Annotated in this window: 16 protein-coding genes; 10 read left to right on the top strand and 6 right to left on the bottom strand. The window is 70.3% G+C overall.

Annotated elements, in window-relative coordinates; genetic code table 11:
- Positions 1-72 precede the first annotated feature (72 nt).
- A complete protein-coding gene (locus DLJ53_RS03860; RefSeq protein ID WP_162408859.1) occupies positions 73-648 on the bottom strand; it encodes a c-type cytochrome in 576 nt (191 codons plus the stop codon).
- Positions 649-820: 172 nt separating this feature from the next.
- Positions 821-2,071, bottom strand: coding sequence for a PQQ-dependent sugar dehydrogenase (locus tag DLJ53_RS03855; protein WP_202912987.1), 1,251 nt, complete (start codon positions 2,069-2,071; stop codon positions 821-823).
- Between the two features lie 411 nt (positions 2,072-2,482).
- On the opposite strand from DLJ53_RS03855, the gene DLJ53_RS03850 reads away from it, so the two are divergent.
- Both DLJ53_RS03850 and DLJ53_RS03845 read left to right on the top strand, forming a co-directional pair.
- On the top strand, positions 2,483-3,337 hold the full coding sequence (locus DLJ53_RS03850) for an SAM-dependent methyltransferase (RefSeq protein WP_162408857.1): 855 nt from the start codon (positions 2,483-2,485) through the stop codon (positions 3,335-3,337).
- Between the two features lie 91 nt (positions 3,338-3,428).
- A complete protein-coding gene (locus DLJ53_RS03845; protein ID WP_111342493.1) occupies positions 3,429-4,082 on the top strand; it encodes a glutathione S-transferase family protein in 654 nt (217 codons plus the stop codon).
- Positions 4,083-4,119: 37 nt separating this feature from the next.
- Here DLJ53_RS03845 and DLJ53_RS03840 read toward each other — a convergent pair whose 3' ends face one another.
- On the bottom strand, positions 4,120-4,353 hold the full coding sequence (locus DLJ53_RS03840) for a hypothetical protein (protein WP_111342491.1): 234 nt from the start codon (positions 4,351-4,353) through the stop codon (positions 4,120-4,122).
- Between the two features lie 251 nt (positions 4,354-4,604).
- On the opposite strand from DLJ53_RS03840, the gene lepA reads away from it, so the two are divergent.
- Complete coding sequence (gene lepA, locus DLJ53_RS03835) at positions 4,605-6,464, top strand: translation elongation factor 4 (protein WP_111342489.1); 1,860 nt, start codon at positions 4,605-4,607, stop codon at positions 6,462-6,464.
- 21 nt (positions 6,465-6,485) lie between these two features.
- Here lepA and DLJ53_RS34650 read toward each other — a convergent pair whose 3' ends face one another.
- Together DLJ53_RS34650 and DLJ53_RS34645 are read right to left on the bottom strand one after the other, a co-directional pair.
- Entirely contained in the window at positions 6,486-6,977 is a 492-nt protein-coding gene (locus DLJ53_RS34650) for a PIN-like domain-containing protein (protein ID WP_146619881.1), read from the bottom strand.
- Between the two features lie 8 nt (positions 6,978-6,985).
- Positions 6,986-7,690, bottom strand: coding sequence for a hypothetical protein (locus DLJ53_RS34645; protein ID WP_146619880.1), 705 nt, complete (start codon positions 7,688-7,690; stop codon positions 6,986-6,988).
- Positions 7,691-7,887: 197 nt separating this feature from the next.
- On the opposite strand from DLJ53_RS34645, the gene DLJ53_RS03830 reads away from it, so the two are divergent.
- Together DLJ53_RS03830 and DLJ53_RS35915 are read left to right on the top strand one after the other, a co-directional pair.
- A complete protein-coding gene (locus DLJ53_RS03830) occupies positions 7,888-8,127 on the top strand; it encodes a DUF2283 domain-containing protein (protein ID WP_111342488.1) in 240 nt (79 codons plus the stop codon).
- 609 nt (positions 8,128-8,736) lie between these two features.
- Entirely contained in the window at positions 8,737-9,633 is an 897-nt protein-coding gene (locus tag DLJ53_RS35915; protein ID WP_146619879.1) for a BA14K family protein, read from the top strand.
- A 447-nt stretch (positions 9,634-10,080) separates the two neighbouring features.
- Here DLJ53_RS35915 and DLJ53_RS03820 read toward each other — a convergent pair whose 3' ends face one another.
- Entirely contained in the window at positions 10,081-10,389 is a 309-nt protein-coding gene (locus DLJ53_RS03820) for a YrhK family protein (protein WP_226574221.1), read from the bottom strand.
- Between the two features lie 320 nt (positions 10,390-10,709).
- On the opposite strand from DLJ53_RS03820, the gene DLJ53_RS03815 reads away from it, so the two are divergent.
- The 5 genes from DLJ53_RS03815 to DLJ53_RS03795 all read left to right on the top strand — a co-directional run bounded on the left by DLJ53_RS03815 (position 10,710) and on the right by DLJ53_RS03795 (position 16,598).
- The gene (locus DLJ53_RS03815) at positions 10,710-11,198 is read left to right on the top strand and encodes a YtoQ family protein (protein WP_111342484.1); all 489 of its coding nucleotides are present in this window, start codon (positions 10,710-10,712) and stop codon (positions 11,196-11,198) included.
- Between the two features lie 70 nt (positions 11,199-11,268).
- A complete protein-coding gene (locus DLJ53_RS03810; RefSeq protein WP_111342482.1) occupies positions 11,269-11,481 on the top strand; it encodes a hypothetical protein in 213 nt (70 codons plus the stop codon).
- Positions 11,482-11,673: 192 nt separating this feature from the next.
- Positions 11,674-12,837, top strand: a complete 1,164-nt coding sequence (locus tag DLJ53_RS03805) for a DUF3095 family protein (RefSeq protein WP_111342480.1) — start codon at positions 11,674-11,676, stop codon at positions 12,835-12,837.
- Between the two features lie 220 nt (positions 12,838-13,057).
- On the top strand, positions 13,058-15,052 hold the full coding sequence (locus DLJ53_RS36335; RefSeq protein WP_111342478.1) for an FAD-dependent oxidoreductase: 1,995 nt from the start codon (positions 13,058-13,060) through the stop codon (positions 15,050-15,052).
- Positions 15,053-15,062: 10 nt separating this feature from the next.
- Positions 15,063-16,598 (top strand): cytochrome c3 family protein, encoded by a 1,536-nt coding sequence (locus DLJ53_RS03795; protein WP_162408855.1) that lies wholly within the window; start codon positions 15,063-15,065, stop codon positions 16,596-16,598.
- Positions 16,599-16,623 lie beyond the last annotated feature (25 nt).

Genomic DNA, 16,623 nt, shown 5'->3' with positions numbered 1-16,623 from the left:
ACCCGGCGGCCGCCCCCGGCCCCCGGTTCTCCGGCCCCGGTCCCCGGGTGAACGCCGGGCCGGCGGCGGCGACTACGGCTGGTGCGCGAAGTAGTGGGCCAGCGCCGCGATGTCCTCGTCGGAGAGATTGGCGGCGATCTCCACCATCGCCGCGCGCTCGCCGATGCGCCGCTCGGTCTTGTAGTCGTGGAGGGCCTTTTCGACGTAGTCGGCGCGCTGGTTGCGCAGCGCCGGCATCTGCTGGCCGCCGCGGTAGTCGGCGCCGTGGCAGCGGCCGCAGCCGTTCTGCGACGACAGCTCCGCGCCGCGCGCCATCAGCGCCTCGTCGCCCGGTCCCTGCGTCGGCGGCGGCCCGAAGGAGGCGACGAAGGCGGCCGCCGCCTTCAGGTCGTCGTTGCTCATCCCCTCGACCGTCGCCTCCATCTCGGGCGAGTCGCGGTTGCCGTCGCGGAACTCCACCAGCTGGAGGAGGGCGTAGTATTCCGGCAGCCCCGCCAGCGAGGGGATCTCCGCCATCTCGGAGACGCCGCCTTCGCCGTGGCACCCCTCGCAGGTCGCCTGCCGTTCGGGGAAGAGCTTCAGGTCGGCCGCCGCCGGTCCGGCGGCGAGGAGGGTGCCGAGGCCGGCGAGCATCATCAATCGCTTCACGTGTTCCATCCATGGCTCCGGCGCGGCCGTCCGCGCCGCGTCGACCGGGGGCTGCGCGCCGCCGCGGTCCGGGACCGGCCGCCGCCCCCGAAGGGTCCCGCGGGCACCCGGCCCCAGCGTCGGGCCGGACGCCGGGCGGGGTGCCCGGCGCCGGCCTCCGTGCGGCGTCCGCCTACTTCGTGTAGGAGACGCGGTAGACCGCCCCGTTCCAGTCGTCGCTGACGAGGAGCGAGCCGTCGGCCATCACCTCGACGTCGACCGGCCGGCCGATATACTCGTTGTCCTCGATCAGCCCCTCCAGGAACGGCTCCATCGAGGTCACGTCGCCGTTCTCGTCGAGGAACACGGCGAGGATGTCCGCGCCGATCTTCTTCGTGCGGTTCCACGGCCCGTGACGGGCGACAAAGATCGCGCCGCGATAGCGCTCGGGGAACATCTCGCCGGTGTAGAAGCGCATGCCGAGCGGGGCGACGTGGGGCCCCAGCTTGGCGACGGGCGGCTCGAAGTCGGCGCAGTCGTAGCCCCAGCCGAACTCCGGATCGGCGAGGTCGCCCTGGTGGCAGAAGGGGAAGCCGAAGTGCTGCTTGCCCGGCTCGGTCATCCGGTTCAGCTCGCCGTTGGGCAGGTCCTCCGACAGCCAGTCGCGGTTGTTGTCGGTGAAGTAGAGCGCGCCGGTCTTCGGGTGGAAGTCGAAGCCGACGGTGTTGCGCATGCCGCGCAGGACCGGCTCGGCGCCCGAGCCGTCGAGGCCCACCTTGCGGATCTCGCCGAAGCCCGGCTCCGGCATGCAGATGTTGCAGGGCGCGCTGTTGGAAACGTAGAGGTTCTCGTCCGGCCCGACCGCGAGGAAGCGCCAGCCGTGCGGCCGCGGCTCGCCGAGGTCCTCGTAGATCGAGACCAGCGGCGGCGGGTCCTTCAGCTGGTCCTCGATGTTCTCCGCCTTCGAGATCTTGGTGTGCTCGGCGACGTAGAGCGTGCCGTCGTGCACCGCGATCCCGTTCGGCCAGTCGAGCCCCTCGTAGATCACCTGGGCGGTGCGCTTGCCGCCGTCGTCGGTGATCGCCCACAGCTTGTTGCCCTGCCAGTTGGAGACGAAGACCGTCCCCTTCTCGCCGACGCGCAGCGAGCGGGCGTTCTTGATGCCGCTCGCATAGACCTCGACCTCGAAGCCTTCCGGAACGGTGATCTTGTCGAGCGGCAGGTCCGCCTCCTCCGTGGCGAAGGGCGGCGCCGAGAGCGGCGCGAGGCGCTGGGCGCCGGCGGTCTCGGGGCGGCCCTGCAGCGGTCCGTCGGCGGGGGCCGGGTTGTTGACGGTGGCCGGGGCGGGCGGGTCCGCCTGGCCGAACGCCGGACCGGTGGCCATCCACAGCGCCGCCGCGCCCGCCATCAGCACGGCGCGGCCTACATCGATCGTCCTTGGCATCACAGTTTCCTCTCCTGTGCGCCATGGCCTCGTTGGGTTTGTTTGCCTGCGGCGACTGCGGACGCGACTGCCGAAGCTTATGACCATGGCCCGATCAACAGACCACACAATCTTCAGGAATGAAACGGTGCCACCCAACCTAAAGGTACGATGACGGAGATTTTTGTGCACCGTCGCATGCGCCGGCGTATCCCGCAGTCTCCCTCGCCTTTTCGGCGGCCCCGGGCGGGCGTCCGGCCTGCTGCGGCGCGTGGCGGCGGCGGGCGGCCGGGCCCGCGCCGCCCGCCCGGAACACCGCCGGGCCGGCGCCGCCAGACCGCATCTCGCTGCACTTGCCATTGGCGCGCCTTATGGCAGTGTGGCGCCGGGCACCGAGGCGCACGACGCGCGAGACCGACCGGAAGGGACCCGATGACCGACGCGATCACAGACCAGGGCCGCAAGGTCGCCGCGCATTGGTCCACACTCGCCGTCAGCTACGACGGCGCCGTCAGCGCGCTGCGCGAGGCCGGCATCGACCCCGCCGCCGCCCGGCCCGAGGACCTCCACGCGTTCGACATGATCCACATGGGCGGCCTCGCCGCGACCGACGCGCTCGCCCTGCAGGGCGGGATCGGCGCCGGCGACCGCGTGCTCGACGTCGGGGCGGGCGTCGGCGGGTCGTCACGGCGCTTCGCCGACCGCTACGGCGCGACCGTGACCTCCGTCGAGCTGTCGGAGACGCTCGCCGGCACCGCGGAGCGTCTCAACGCGCTCGTCGGCCTGTCGCCGCGGATGACCGTCATCAACGCCAGCGCGCTGTCGATGCCGGTCGAGACCGGAGCCTTCGACGTCGTCGTGATGCAGCACGTCGCCATGCAGATCGCCGAGAAGGACCGCCTCTTCGGCGAGCTCGCGCGGGCGCTGGCGCCCGGCGGCCGGCTCGCGCTGCACGAGATCTTCTCGGGCGAGGGCGAGCTGCGCTGGCCGCTCGCCTGGGCGACCGACGCGTCGATGTCGGCGCTGGAGCCGCTGGACGCGGCGCTCGCCCGCCTGCGCGCGCTCGGCCTCTCGCCCGGCGAGTTCGTCGACGAATCCGAGCTCGGGCAGCGCTTCCATCAGGGCATCATCGCGCGCTGGGGCGCCGCGGCGGACGAGGGCCGGTCGCTGGACGGCCTCGCCCCGGAGGTCCTGGCGAAGCGCGTCGCCGCCTCCCGCGCCATGGAGCACAACCTGCGCGTCGGCTCGCTGCGGGTCGGCCGCCTCGTCGCCGTGCGCGCGGCCTGACAGCCCCTCCGCACCGCCCCGCCGGCGACCCGGTCCGCCCCGTGGAGGAGCGGCGCCGGATTCAGACTGGAACGTTCGAGGACACGCCACCATGCCCGAGCAGATGACGATCTGGACCTTCGACTGGGTCCCGAAGGGCCCGCGCGGCTTCGTGCGCGACCTCAGGCTCCGCTGGGCCCTCGAGGAGGCGGGCCTCCCCTACTCCGTCGCCACCGTCCCGTTCGAGGACCGCGGCCCCGACCACATCGCCAGGCAGCCGTTCGGGCAGGTCCCCTTCCTCGAGGACGGCGAGGTGCGCGTGTTCGAGAGCGGCGCCTGCCTCCTGCACATCGCCGAGCGCAGCGAGGCGCTGATGCCGCGCGACCCGAAGGGCCGGGCCGAGACGCAGCAATGGCTCGTCGCCGCGCTGAACTCGGTCGAGATGGTCACCGTGCCGTGGTGGTTCATCAACCTGTCCGATCCGCCGGAAAACCCCCTCGCCGGCTGGATGGCGCAGCGCTTCGACCGCCTGGAGGCGGTCCTCAAGGAGCGCGAATGGCTCGCCGCCTCGCGCTTCACCGTGGCGGACCTCATGATGGCCGACGCCCTGCGCGTGCCGAAGAAACTGGGCCGGCTCGACCCCTACGAGGCGCTCGGCGCCTACGTCTCGCGCGCCTGCAGCCGCCCCGCCTTCAGGAAGGCCTACCGGGACCAGCTCGCCCACTTCAAGGCCGCCGACGCCGCCCGCGGCCTGACGGACGCCTGAGCCGCCCCGTCCCCGCCGGAACGGCCCGCCGCCCGCCTCAGTGGGCCTGCCGGCCCGGGAAGAGCTCCGGCAGGTGGGCGCTGTTGCCGTACCAGACCTCCCGGTCCGGGGTGCCGTCGCGGTTCGGCGCGTCGCCGTCGAACGCCACCGACACCGCCATCACCCCCAGCACGACCGCCACCAGCGCGAGCAGCCCGGTGGAGGTCCGCTCGACCCGCGCCCCGGTTCCGGAGCGGGTGCCGGACACCTTGATCCCGTTGACGTCGCTCATCTCGACTCTCCTCACGTCGCGGCGGCACTGCCGTCCTGCCGGCTCCACCTAGGCGCGCGCCGTCGTTCACTCAAACGAATGATCGTCATGCCTTCCATCACGATCCCTGATGCTTCCGGCACCCCCGGACGGCCCCGCCGCCGGCCCTGCCCCCGCCCCGCCGCCGACCCGTGCGAAAAGCACGCCTGCCTGCGCCGAAACGCCGTGTCACGCTGCTTTGCGGGGGCCGAGGTCGCTGCTACATAAGCGCCATGGATGACATCGCCCACGTCGACACGAACGCCCCCGCCAGCGCCGCCTCCGAAGGCCATGCGCAGACCATTGCCAATGTGCGCAACTTCTCGATCGTCGCGCACATCGACCATGGCAAGTCGACGCTCGCCGACCGCCTGATCCAGGCGACGGGCTCCCTCACCGACCGCGAGATGAAGGACCAGATCCTCGACTCGATGGACATCGAGCGCGAGCGGGGCATCACCATCAAGGCGCAGACCGTGCGGCTCGTCTACACGGCGAAGGACGGGAAAGAGTACAAGCTCAACCTGATCGACACGCCCGGCCACGTCGACTTCGCCTACGAGGTGAACCGCTCGCTCGCCGCGTGCGAAGGCTCCCTCCTCGTGGTCGACGCCTCCCAGGGCGTCGAGGCGCAGACCCTCGCCAACGTCTACCAGGCGATCGACAACGACCACGAGATCGTCCCGGTCCTCAACAAGGTGGACCTGCCCGCCGCCGACCCCGAGCGCATCCGCGCGCAGATCGAGGAGGTCATCGGCATCGACGCGTCCGAGGCGATCCCCATCTCCGCCAAGACCGGGCTCGGCATCCCCGACGTGCTGGAGGCGATCGTCAAGCGCCTGCCGCCCCCCAAGGGCGACCCGAAGGCGCCCCTCAAGGCGATGCTCGTCGATTCCTGGTTCGACCAGTATCTCGGCGTCGTCACCCTCGTGCGCATCATCGACGGCGAGCTGAAGAAGGGCCAGACCGTGCGCATGATGCGCACCGGCGCGAAGTACGGCGTCGACAAGGTCGGCGTCTTCACCCCCAAGCTGCTCGAGGTGGACAGCCTCGGCCCCGGCGAGATCGGCTTCCTCATCGCCGGCATCAAGGAGGTCGCCGACACCCGCGTCGGTGACACCATCACCGAGGACAAGCGCCCCGCGACCGAGCCGCTGCCCGGCTTCCGCCCGGCCATCCCGGTCGTCTTCTGCGGCCTCTTCCCGGTCGACGCGAACGACTTCGAGGACCTGCGCGCCGCCATGGGCAAGCTGCGCCTCAACGACGCCTCGTTCTCGTTCGAGATGGAGACCTCGGCCGCGCTCGGCTTCGGCTTCCGCTGCGGCTTCCTCGGCCTCCTCCACCTCGAGATCATCCAGGAGCGGCTGGAGCGCGAGTTCAACCTCGACCTCATCGCCACCGCGCCGTCGGTGGTCTACCAGCTCCACCTCTCCTCCGGCGAGATGAAGGAGCTGCACAACCCGGTCGACATGCCCGACCCGACCGAGATCGACAGCATCGCCGAGCCGTGGATCAAGGCGACCATCCTGACGCCGGACGAGTATCTCGGCGGCATCCTCAAGCTCTGCCAGGAGCGGCGCGGCAACCAGACCGAGCTCAGCTACGTCGGCAGCCGCGCGATGGTGACCTACGAGCTGCCGCTGAACGAGGTGGTGTTCGACTTCTACGACCGCCTCAAGTCGGTATCGAAGGGCTACGCCTCGTTCGACTACTCGCTGTCCGACTACCGCGAGGGCGACCTCGTGCGCATGAACATCCTCGTCAACGCCGAGCCGGTCGACGCGCTGGCGATGCTGGTCCACCGCTCCCAGGCCGAGCGCCGCGGCCGCGCCATGTGCGAGAAGCTGAAGGAGCTGATCCCCCAGCACATGTTCGTCATCCCGATCCAGGCCGCCATCGGCGGCCGCATCATCGCCAGAGAGACGATCCGCGCGCTGAGGAAGGACGTGACCGCCAAGTGCTACGGCGGCGACGCCACCCGCAAGCGCAAGTTGCTGGAGAAGCAAAAAGCGGGCAAGAAGAAGATGCGCCAGTTCGGCAAGGTGGAGATCCCGCAGGAGGCGTTTATTGCGGCGCTGAAGGTGGATGGGTAGAGTCTGCCATTCGCCGTTCGATCACCGCTTGAACTCATGAAGTTTGGGCTGCGTAGTTATTCCTAGCCCATCTTTTTTCTGATCTGTGTCCAAACGAGGATCCTTCAACGGCGTCAGGGCATCCCGGTTTGGAACGAAGCTATTTGGCAATCTCCACATTGACCCGCGCGGGGCGTCTTTCATATGCTCATAAATAACCGGCCACCACTGAATCCACAGCGCGGCTTTTGAATACCCATTCCAGCCTCCGCTTTTCTTTGGTGGCCAATATGAAACCAAACCACTTTCCGCATAAGCGATGAGGTCTGGCCAATTTTGCAGTATTCTTGAATCGCCTGAAATTATTGCGTGACCATCATCGTCGGAGAACTGTTTTAGCCAAGTAGGATCTCCAGTTGCAGGCGGCGAGAATTCCCTAACATGACTAAGCTCAAACCCACCGCGCGAAGACAAATATGCACGAAGTGCTGCGACTATGCGGGGGCTCATATTCTCATCGAATCGAATTTTCACATCGACCCTTAATGCAGGATGCGCTCTTCTAATTCGTTTTCAAATTCGACAGCATCCAAGACGGCCTCGACGGGTATCTCAAAATCTTGACTCACCGCCTCAGCATCACCGTGCTCTGCTTGATACGCAAGCCGAATTGCCTCAGTAGGAACCCGAAACCTTAAAAGAGCAGGCCTTCCAAAGGCAACGTTAGGCCTAACAACGATATTGCGATGGTTACGTAGAGGCGTAAATTCTGCAGCTAAGTCATCCACATAAAATATCTGATCCATTAGAGATTGATCGATTACGCGCTTCATTACAAAATTATCAGACATCACGTCGACCAATCCTTGCTCCACCCCGTTAATTCCCTCCATTACAACCTCCTGAAAAATCCGTTTCCCATCAGCCAAGAATTTATTTTTGTAAGCGAATGGGCGCCCAGTATTTTGCTGCGCACGAAGCTTGTTTGCCACTCGCCGAATGGTCTGCGCGCTATAACCAAGCGAGCGAAAATGTGCGACCCATGCGCTTTCCACCAAATCAAGAAAACCTAGGATGGGACCTTTAACGCCTTGACGCAACTCAGTATTCAGGATAGGGGAAGCGTGACTTCCGGGGCTTCCATTAACCCAAGAATTTACTTGCGCACGCCTAGTTCCGACAATGCGAGCGAGTTGGGGAAGAGTGTAAGACGCAGCAGCATTCCTAGCGTTTTCCTCCTCAAGCATCATACCCTCCACTCGATTTCCGCCTAACCCCACGCAGCCACAGATGGCATGGCTGAATCTCGTTAGATAGCAAGTCTGGTAGAAATGACCAAGCCGGTGGTTCCTCGCAATCAGCTTGTGTTCTTGTGCCCACAGTTGGACGGATGGCGCATCATCACCGTCTTCACCGTCATCGCCCAATTCCTGAGGTAGCGCCCATGCAGATCACCTACGACCCCGACGCGAACGCCGCCTACATCACCCTGACCGACAAGACCGGCGAGCTGGAAACCCTCGTCATCAACGATGACATCAATATCGACGTCCTCCCCGACGGCTCGCTCTACGGCATCGAACTTCTCGACGCGGACCGCCAGCTTCAGTCCGACGACAGAACCCTTACCGTCCTGAACCAGCTCACCGGCGAGGAACTCCGCCTCAAGCTCCAGCCCGCCTGAAACCTTATCCCCGCCCCACTCACCCCGCGTACCATCCCCCCACACGCGTCACCGGGGAGGCCTGTCCGGACCGGCCGACAGGGAGCGCGTGTTTCGGCCGCCGGCCGGGAGAGGGCGTAACGCACCCGAACCCGCCGGCAGGACGGTTGGGACGGACGGCGCCGTTCGCCATGACGCCCGCGTGACGTGAGGGGGCCCACGCCCGCCACACCGCTCCGCCGGGACCCGCGAACCGGCGTCCCCGTACCGCGCGCATCCGAGGATGCCGCGGGCCGAAAGCCCCACCCGCCCTCAAAGCCGGACGGCGGGCGCGCGGCGAGCGGCTCACCTACACCATAGCGCCGTTTCCCGCGCGCCCGGCCCCTCCCCAACCCTTCCGAGGGATCGCCTCCGCACGCCCCCACCTCCGACGGCCGCCCACCTCCGACGGCCCCACTTCCGGCGACCCCGCGCCGCCGCCTCCCGGCGCGCCGCGGCCGCGCCACAAAAAATCCTCCGTTCACACCCCGTTCAGCTGGAAATTGAGCAAATTACCGCTCAGTCGTGCGAGTTCCGGCCTGCGATCCATCTCGCGCCGCGTCAGCCCGCACACCGCCGAGGGAGGACGGGATGAAACTGATGCTCGCAGTCGCCGTCATGGCCGCGTTCGCCATGGCCACCCCATTCCAGGCCCACGCCGCCGGACCGCCGGGCCTCGCCCTCAAGTCGCAGATCGGCACCGCCCCCAGCGGCATCGTCACCGTCCAGAACCGCGGACGCAGCGGCGGCGGCGGTTATCGCGGCGGCGGAGGCTACCGCGGCGGCGGCAACCGGGGCGGCGGCGCCGTCTACCGCGGACGCTCCGGCGGCGGACGCTCCGCCTACCGCGGCCAGGCCTCCCGCGGACAGGCCTACCGCGGTCGCACCACCGCCGGTCGCCAGGCCTACCGCGGCCAGACCTACCGCGGCCGCACCACCGCCGGCCGCCAGGCCTACCGCGGCCAGGCCTACCGCGGCCGCACCGCCACCAGCCGCCAGGCCTACCGCGGCCAGACCTACCGGGGCCGGACCGCCAGCGGGCGCCGCGTCAACACCGGCCGGCAGTACGCCACCCGCAACGCCTACCGCGGCCACCGCGCCCCGCCCCGCCACGTGAACCGCGGTCCCGGATCGCGCTACGCCCACAACGGCGCCCGGCGCTACTACCGCCACGGCCGCTGGTACGACGGCTACCCCCGCTGGAACGGCGACAGGCGATACTATCGCGGCTACTACTGGCGGCCCGCGTACGACGGCTGGTACTACTGGAACAACAGCGCCTGGTTCTGGGCGCCCGCGTTCGGCGTGCTCGCCGCCGCGACCCTGCCGCTCTACTCCAACAACACGGTCGTCGTGGTCGAGGACTACGCCCCGTGGAGCGACGGCTGGTTCGCCTACTGCACCAACCGCTTCCGCAGCTTCGACCCGAACACCGGGACCTACCTCGGCTACGACGGCATCCGCCACTTCTGCGTCTACCGCGGCTGACCGCCAGCCGGACGACGCCCGCCGGGGCGACCCGCCTATCCCCGCCCCGGCCCGCTGCCGCCATACTCCCCCTGCCGGACCGTCAGACCCCGGCAGGATCGAGGCGGGCGCGACAGGCGCCCGGGACCGGAGGCGGCGCATGAGGCAAGAGGCGGCACCACGGCACGGCCGGCCCCCGGCCCGGAACCGCCCGCCCCTCCGCCCCGCAGGCCCGCCGACAGCAGGCCACCGGGCCTCCGCCCCGCCCCGGACCGGCAGAAGAACCGGCCCGCCGGGACCCGCCAGCCGCCAGCCGCCAGCCGCCGGACCGGCAGGTGGACCCGCAGGCCGACGCCCGGCAAGTCCCGGACAGGCCGGTCCCCGCCGCCCCCGGCCCACGGCCGTCGGCCACCGGCGCCCCCGGCCGCGGCGCGCCGCCTCGCGACCGGGTCCGGCCCCCGGGGCGCGCTACTCCACCGCCCGCCGCGCGACGTCCTCCGTCGCCCCCGAGCCCAGCTTGCGCAGCTCGCGCGCCAGCCGGATCGACGGCTTGGCCGCGAACAGCACCGACCCGACGAGGAACAGCCACGTCCCGGCCACCATCGTCGACTCCCAGAAGAACAGCACCGACCCAACGATGAACGACGCCGCCGCGCCGAAATCCACCAGCGTGTAGGCGAGCTCGTATGCCGCATAGATCCGCCGTTCGCGCGGCGACATCCCCTGGTTGGAATGCGGCTCGAACATGCGGCGCGACGCGTCCTGCCTCTCGGTCATCCTCGCTCCCTCCGTTCCGGTTCCTCCCCACCAACGGCGGCACGCGCCGCAGGATCCCGCCGCCCGGCCCGGCCGCGCCAGCATCGCACCGGCGCGCCCCGTCCGCAGCCCCCGGCGCCCAGCCGCAACCCCAGCCCCCGGCGCCCGCCCCCGGCGCCCGCCCCCGGCGCCAGCCCGGCCCGCGCCCCCGGCACGGCCCCGGCCCTGTCCCCGCGGGGCATTTTCGCGCTATCCTTGTCGCATCGGCAGACTATCCCTGTCGCCACACCCCGCGGTTGCCTATCATCCGCGCCCACTTGCGACTGCGACAGGACTGATCCATGGACGTCGAACTCACCGTCTACCTCGCCGGAGAAATCCACTCCGACTGGCGCGACCAGATCGCCGACGGCGTCGACGAGTTCGACCTTCCGGTCGACCTCACCGGCCCCGTCACCGACCACGACGCCTCGGACGATTGCGGCATCGCCATCCTCGGCACCGAGGAAAACCCGTTCTGGAAGGACCACAAGGGCGCCAAGCTCAACGCCATGCGCACCCGCACCCTCATCGGCGAGGCCGACCTCGTCGTTGTGCGCTTCGGCGACAAGTACAAGCAGTGGAACGCCGCGTTCGACGCCGGCTACGCCGCCGCCCTCGGCACCCCCTACATCGTCATGCACCCCAAGGAGCACACCCACGCCCTCAAGGAGGTCGACGCCGAGGCGATGGCCGTCTGCGAGACGCCCGAGCAGGTCGTCGCGATCCTGCGCTACATCACCCGCGGCGAGCTCACGCGCCCCAGCCCCAACCTCTCGATCGTCCGTTGAGCGGACGGCCGGGACGCGGCGCCGGCGGTGCCCCCGGGCGCCGCCGCCGCGCCCCGGACGCGATGGAACCATGACCAAGATCATCTCCGCCATCATCGCGCTGGCGATCCTCGCCCACCTCATCCGCCCGCTCGGCCTGCCCGGCCTGAAGCGCCGCTCGGACGCGTGGAAGCTCGTCATCGTCGCCTTCGCGCTGCTCGCCGGCGTCATCCTCCTGCGGCCCGAGCCGTCGGCCGAGACACTGGGCCGCGCCCCCGCGCACGCCCCCGTCCGGGCCTCCTGACCCCGCCGGAACGCCCCGCCCCGGAGCGCCGGAACGCCGGGCTCCCCGGCGCGGAACGGGCCCCAATCCCCGCCCGCCGCCGGCGTGCCAGACTGTCGCCCGGCCCGCGTCCCACTGCACCGTGCGAGGCCAACATACGGCCCCAAGCCGGTGCGATACGTACCTGAAGGAGGAGTACCCGCGAGGGACAGGATGCTCGATCAACGCCGGCTCACCGAGTTTCCGTCGTTCACCGACTTCGGACGGGTCACCGACCCGGCCCTCTACGCCGGCGTGCCGAAGGACTGGTTCCTCGGCCTGACCGACGTCGTGCGGTCGACCCGGGCGATCGAGGCGGGGCGCTACAAGGCGGTGAACGTCGCCGGCTCCGCTGCCATTTCCGCGGTCATGAACCGCCTCGGAACGCGCCACTTCCCGTTCGCCTTCGGCGGCGACGGCTGCGTCTTCGCGCTCCCCGCCGCCGACCGCGACGGCGCGGCCGAGGCGCTCGCCCGGACCGCCGCCTGGGTGCGCGACGACATCGGCCTCGACCTGCGTACCGCGATCGTCACCGTCGCCAGCCTGCGCGAGGCCGGGACGGACGTGCGCGTCGCGATGTTCCGCCCCTCGCCCCATGTCGCCTACGCGATGTTCGACGGCGGCGGCGTGGCGCTCGCCGGGGCTTGGCTCAAGGCGGGGCGCGACGCCATCCTGCCGGCGGAGGAAGGCGCCCGGCCGGACCTCACCGGCCTGTCCTGCCGCTGGCAGCCGATCGAGCCGCGCAACGGCGCGATGGTCTCCATCATCCTCGTCCCCGGCGCCGGCGGCGGGGCCGCCTTCCGCGCCGCCGTGCAGCGGATCCTCGCGGTGCTGGGCGACGCCGACCGCTTCCACCCGGTGGACGCCGGGTCGCTGCGGCCGGCGCTGCTGTCGCCCGGCATCTGGCTGGAGGCACTGGCGAGCCGCTCCGGCCGCACCGCCATCGGCCAGGCCGCGCGCGTCGCCGCCCACAACGCGTTCGGCTGGCTGCTGTTCGCGAGCCGCATCAGGGTCGGCGCCTTCAACCCGGCGAGCTACCGCGGCGTCGCGGCCGAGAACGCCGACTACCGCAAGTTCGGCGACGCGCTGCACATGACCGCCGACTGCGGCCCCGACCTCGAGCTCGAGCTGATGGAGGCGCTCGACGCCGCCGAGGCCGCCGGCGACCTCCTCTACGGCATCCACCGCCAGGACGCGGCGCTGATGACCTGCATCGTCCCGTCCTACACCGACGACGGGCACTTCCACTTCGTCGACGGCGCCGGCGGAGGCTACGCGGCTGCCGCCGGCCACCTGCGCCGCAAGAGCGCCCGCGCCGCGCCCCCCGCCGCCGCCTGACGACGGACCGCCGGCGCGGCGAATCCTGAACTATATTTGGTCCAGTTCGTCTCCCCACCCTCAAATCGGAGAAAATCGCAACCTTGGCACGCGGGTTGCTAAGTCCAACGCGTGTATCCAACGGCGGATGCACGTTCGGCAACGATGTCGACTGGCACTGAAACCGTGATGGCTCGCGCGCGGGCCACACTGAGCTTTTGCCTTTTGTCGAGGTCGCCGCATGAACGTCGCAGTCCGCTCGGACAGCCTGAACGCGCCGGAGAACGCTACCGCCCCCGTCGTCATCGTCGGCGGCGGGCCGGTCGGCGTGCGCACCGCGCAGGAGCTGTCCCGCCGCGGCTGGGACGTCGTCCTCTTCAACGCCGAACGCTGGCGCCCCTACAACCGCGTCAAGCTGACCCCGCTGCTCGCCGGCGAGGCCCAGGTCGGCACCGTCTACCTCGACGACCGTTTCCCCCCGCCCGGTCGCGTCGCCTGCCACGACGGCACCTCCGTCGTCGACATCGACCGCGAGAAGCGCCACGTCGTCACCTCGCGCGGCGACGTCGTCGCCTACCACCGCCTCGTCCTCGCCCTCGGAAGCCGCGCCTTCATCCCCGCGATTCCCGGCGCGGACCTCCCCGGCGTCTACGCCTTCCGCAACTTCGACGACGCGGAGCGCCTCGTCGCCCGGACCATGTCGGCCCGCCACGTCGTCGTCATCGGCGGCGGCCTCCTCGGCCTCGAGGCGGCCCGCGGCATGGCCCGTCGCGGCGCCCGGGTCACCATCGTCGAACACGAGAACCGCCTCATGCCCCGCCAGCTCGACGAGGCCGCGGGCCGGACGCTCGCCGCCCGCATCGAGGCGCTCGGCGTCACCGTGCGCACCGGCGAGCGCATCGCCTCCATCGACGGCTTCTCCCGCGTCGTCTCCGTCACCCTCGCCAGCGGGGCGAGCCTCATCGCCGACACCGTCGTCGTCTGCACCGGCGTGCGCGCCAACATCCAGCTCCCCGCCGCGGTCGGCCTCGCATTCGGCCGCGCCGTCATCGTCGACGACGAGATGCGCACCTCCGACCCGTCGATCTACGCGGTCGGCGAATGCGCCGAGCACCGCGGCGTCGTCTACGGCCTCGTCGGCCCCGGTTTCGAGCACGCGGTGACCGCGGCCGCCAGCATCGCCGGCACCCCGGTCGCCTACAAGGGCTCCGTCCCGGCCACCAAGCTCAAGGTCCTCGGCGCCGACGTCTTCTCCATGGGCGACTTCGAGTCCGCCGCCCAGGCCCCGGGCGTCAGGAGCGTCGTCTTCACCGATCCGCAGAACGGCATCTACCGCCGCCTCTTCCTCGAGCGCGGCAAACTGGTCGCGGCCCTCGGCGTCGGCGCCTGGCCGGAGGCGAGCCGCCTGCAGCGCGCCGTCGCCGGACGGGCCCGCGTCTCCCCGCTCGCCCTCTGGCGCCTGCGCCGCACCGGCACCCTCTGGCGCGCCACGGCGGAGGGCGCCGCTGCCCTGCCGGCCAGCGCCATCGTCTGCAACTGCACCGGCGTCACCAAGGGCGCCATCGGCTCCGCCGTCGCCCGGGGCGCCACGACCCTCGCGGACGTCCGCGCCGCCACCGGCGCCAACACCGTCTGCGGCACCTGCCAGCCGCTGGTCCTCGACCTCCTCGGCGCCGCCGCGAGACCCCAGCCGGTCAAGTGGTGGCCCTTCGTCCTCGCCTTCTCGATCCTCGCCACCCACGCCTCGCTGGCGATCCTGCTGATCCCGAACGTCCCCGTCCCGGACACCTACTTCGACGGGCGGATGCTGCGGACGCTCTGGTTCGACTCGATCGTCAAGCAGTGGACCGGCTACACGCTCCTCGGGATCACGGTCGCCGCCGCCGTCCTCGGCCTGCGCAAGCGGATCGGCTGGTTCCGGCGGTTCGGCGGTTATCAGGCCTGGCGGCTGGTGCACATCGCGCTCGGCCTCCTCGCCGCCCTCGTCGCCGTGGCGCACACCGGACTGCGGCTCGGCACCAACCTCAACCTCGTGCTGATGGCGGGCTTCGTCGTCATGCTGGCGGCCGGCGCGGTCTCCGGCTTCATCACCGGCGGCGAGCACAAGATGCGCGAGGCCGAACTCATCGGCCCCCACGCCAGGCCCCGTGCGCTGCCGCTCTGGATCCACATCCTGGCGCTGTGGCCGCTCCCGGCGCTGATCCTATTCCACATCCTCAGCGTCTACACGTGGTGATGCGATGAGGATGAGCCGAAATGCCCTCCTCTGGTGCCTCTGGGTCGGCCTCACACTGGCCGCCGGCGGCGCGCTCGCCTCCATCGCCTACGTCGGCGGGGCGCGTGACATCTTCCTGATCGGCCGCACCACCGGGGCGCACCACCAGATCGAGGTGGCCTGCGAGGCGTGCCACACCTCCGGCTTCTTCGCCGACCGCGTGACGGTCCGGAAGGACATGAACAAGGCCTGCCTCACCTGCCACGAGGAGGAGCTGAAGGAGGCCGACGACTCGCACCCGGTCAAGAAGTTCCGCGACCCGCGCAACGTCGCCCGCCGCGCCGAACTCGACGCGCTGTACTGCATCACCTGCCACGCCGAGCATGTCCCGGAAGAGACCCGCGTCGGCGCCGTGACGCTCCCGATGGACTACTGCATGGCCTGCCATCAGGACGTCTACGAGAACCGCCCGACCCACAAGGGCTACGGCTTCGAGACCTGCGCCAGCGCCGGTTGCCACAATTTCCACGACAACACCGCGCTCTACGAGGACTTCCTGCTGCGCCACGCGGCGGAGCCCGACTTCGCCGCCGATCCCGTCCAGCCCTTCTCCGCCGCGGCGCGGAGCCACCCGCGCCTCACCGCGATCCTGTCGGACGACCCGGTGGCGAGCCTCAAGGCCTACCTCGAGAACGCCGGCACGGCGCCGGACGAGGCCGGGGAGGACGCCCGGACCGCGCTCGCCGAGATCCTGCGCGCCGGGGACGCGGTGGCACCGGACGGCCTCGCGACACCCGGCGTCGTCGCGGCGTGGGCGGCCTCGAAGCACGCGACGAGCGGCGTGAATTGCGGCGGCTGCCACGCCCCCGAGGCGGACCCGGCGGACCGCGCCGCCCTCGCCGCGGCGTGGACCCCGTCGCCCGGCATGGAGACCTGCCGCGACTGCCACAAGCGCGAGACCGACACCTTCCGTGAGGGCCGGCACGCGATGCGCTTCCACCCCGCGCTCCCCGAACCGCGCAAGGCGCCGGAGAACGCCGTCCTCGCCGCCCTCACCGCGCCGTTCCGCGACGTCCCGCTGACGGCGATGACGGTCGACAAGGCGCGCATCCCGATGAAGCCGGACGCGCACGGCGAGTCGGTCGGGACCTGCGGGCAGTGCCATGCGCCGCATCAGCCGGATCTCGCCACCGCCGCGGTCGAGGCCTGCGCCTCCTGCCACGACGATCCGCACACCCGCGCCTACTTCACCTCGCCCCACTTCCGCCTCTGGGAGGCCGAGCGCGACGGCACCGCGCCCGCCGGAACCGGGGTGACCTGCGGCGACTGCCACATGCCGAAGATCGAGCTGCGCCGCGGCCGCTTCTTCGTCACGCACAACCAGAACGCCACGCTGCGGCCGAACGAGAAGATGATCCGGCCGGTCTGTCTCAACTGCCACGGGCTGTCGTTCGCGATCGACGCCCTGGCGGATCCCGAACTCGTTGAGAGGAACTTCAACGGGCGCCCCTCGGCCCATGTGCCGAGCATCGACTGGGCGAGAAGTCGCACGGAGGGAGGCAAGTGATGGGCCTCGCTCTCCTCCCCCCGTG

It is taken from the genome of Acuticoccus sediminis (genome assembly GCF_003258595.1).
GTDB lineage: Bacteria > Pseudomonadota > Alphaproteobacteria > Rhizobiales > Amorphaceae > Acuticoccus > Acuticoccus sediminis.
Note: the sequence above shows the minus strand (reverse complement) of the source record. Positions and strands in the feature narration are given on the sequence as shown.

What these genes read in the sequence shown, in the direction of transcription:
- DLJ53_RS03805 (WP_111342480.1), top strand. Translation starts at nt 11,674, where the DNA reads ATGCTCGATCAACGCCGGCTCACCGAGTTTCCGTCGTTCACCGACTTC.
- DLJ53_RS35915 (WP_146619879.1), top strand. Translation starts at nt 8,737, where the DNA reads ATGAAACTGATGCTCGCAGTCGCCGTCATGGCCGCGTTCGCCATGGCC.
- DLJ53_RS03830 (WP_111342488.1), top strand. Translation starts at nt 7,888, where the DNA reads ATGCAGATCACCTACGACCCCGACGCGAACGCCGCCTACATCACCCTG.
- DLJ53_RS03850 (WP_162408857.1), top strand. Translation starts at nt 2,483, where the DNA reads ATGACCGACGCGATCACAGACCAGGGCCGCAAGGTCGCCGCGCATTGG.
- DLJ53_RS03820 (WP_226574221.1), bottom strand. Translation starts at nt 10,389, where the DNA reads ATGACCGAGAGGCAGGACGCGTCGCGCCGCATGTTCGAGCCGCATTCC.
- DLJ53_RS03840 (WP_111342491.1), bottom strand. Translation starts at nt 4,353, where the DNA reads ATGAGCGACGTCAACGGGATCAAGGTGTCCGGCACCCGCTCCGGAACC.
- DLJ53_RS03810 (WP_111342482.1), top strand. Translation starts at nt 11,269, where the DNA reads ATGACCAAGATCATCTCCGCCATCATCGCGCTGGCGATCCTCGCCCAC.
- DLJ53_RS03815 (WP_111342484.1), top strand. Translation starts at nt 10,710, where the DNA reads ATGGACGTCGAACTCACCGTCTACCTCGCCGGAGAAATCCACTCCGAC.
- lepA (WP_111342489.1), top strand. Translation starts at nt 4,605, where the DNA reads ATGGATGACATCGCCCACGTCGACACGAACGCCCCCGCCAGCGCCGCC.
- DLJ53_RS03795 (WP_162408855.1), top strand. Translation starts at nt 15,063, where the DNA reads ATGAGCCGAAATGCCCTCCTCTGGTGCCTCTGGGTCGGCCTCACACTG.
- DLJ53_RS03845 (WP_111342493.1), top strand. Translation starts at nt 3,429, where the DNA reads ATGCCCGAGCAGATGACGATCTGGACCTTCGACTGGGTCCCGAAGGGC.
- DLJ53_RS34645 (WP_146619880.1), bottom strand. Translation starts at nt 7,690, where the DNA reads ATGCTTGAGGAGGAAAACGCTAGGAATGCTGCTGCGTCTTACACTCTT.
- DLJ53_RS36335 (WP_111342478.1), top strand. Translation starts at nt 13,058, where the DNA reads ATGAACGTCGCAGTCCGCTCGGACAGCCTGAACGCGCCGGAGAACGCT.
- DLJ53_RS03855 (WP_202912987.1), bottom strand. Translation starts at nt 2,071, where the DNA reads ATGCCAAGGACGATCGATGTAGGCCGCGCCGTGCTGATGGCGGGCGCG.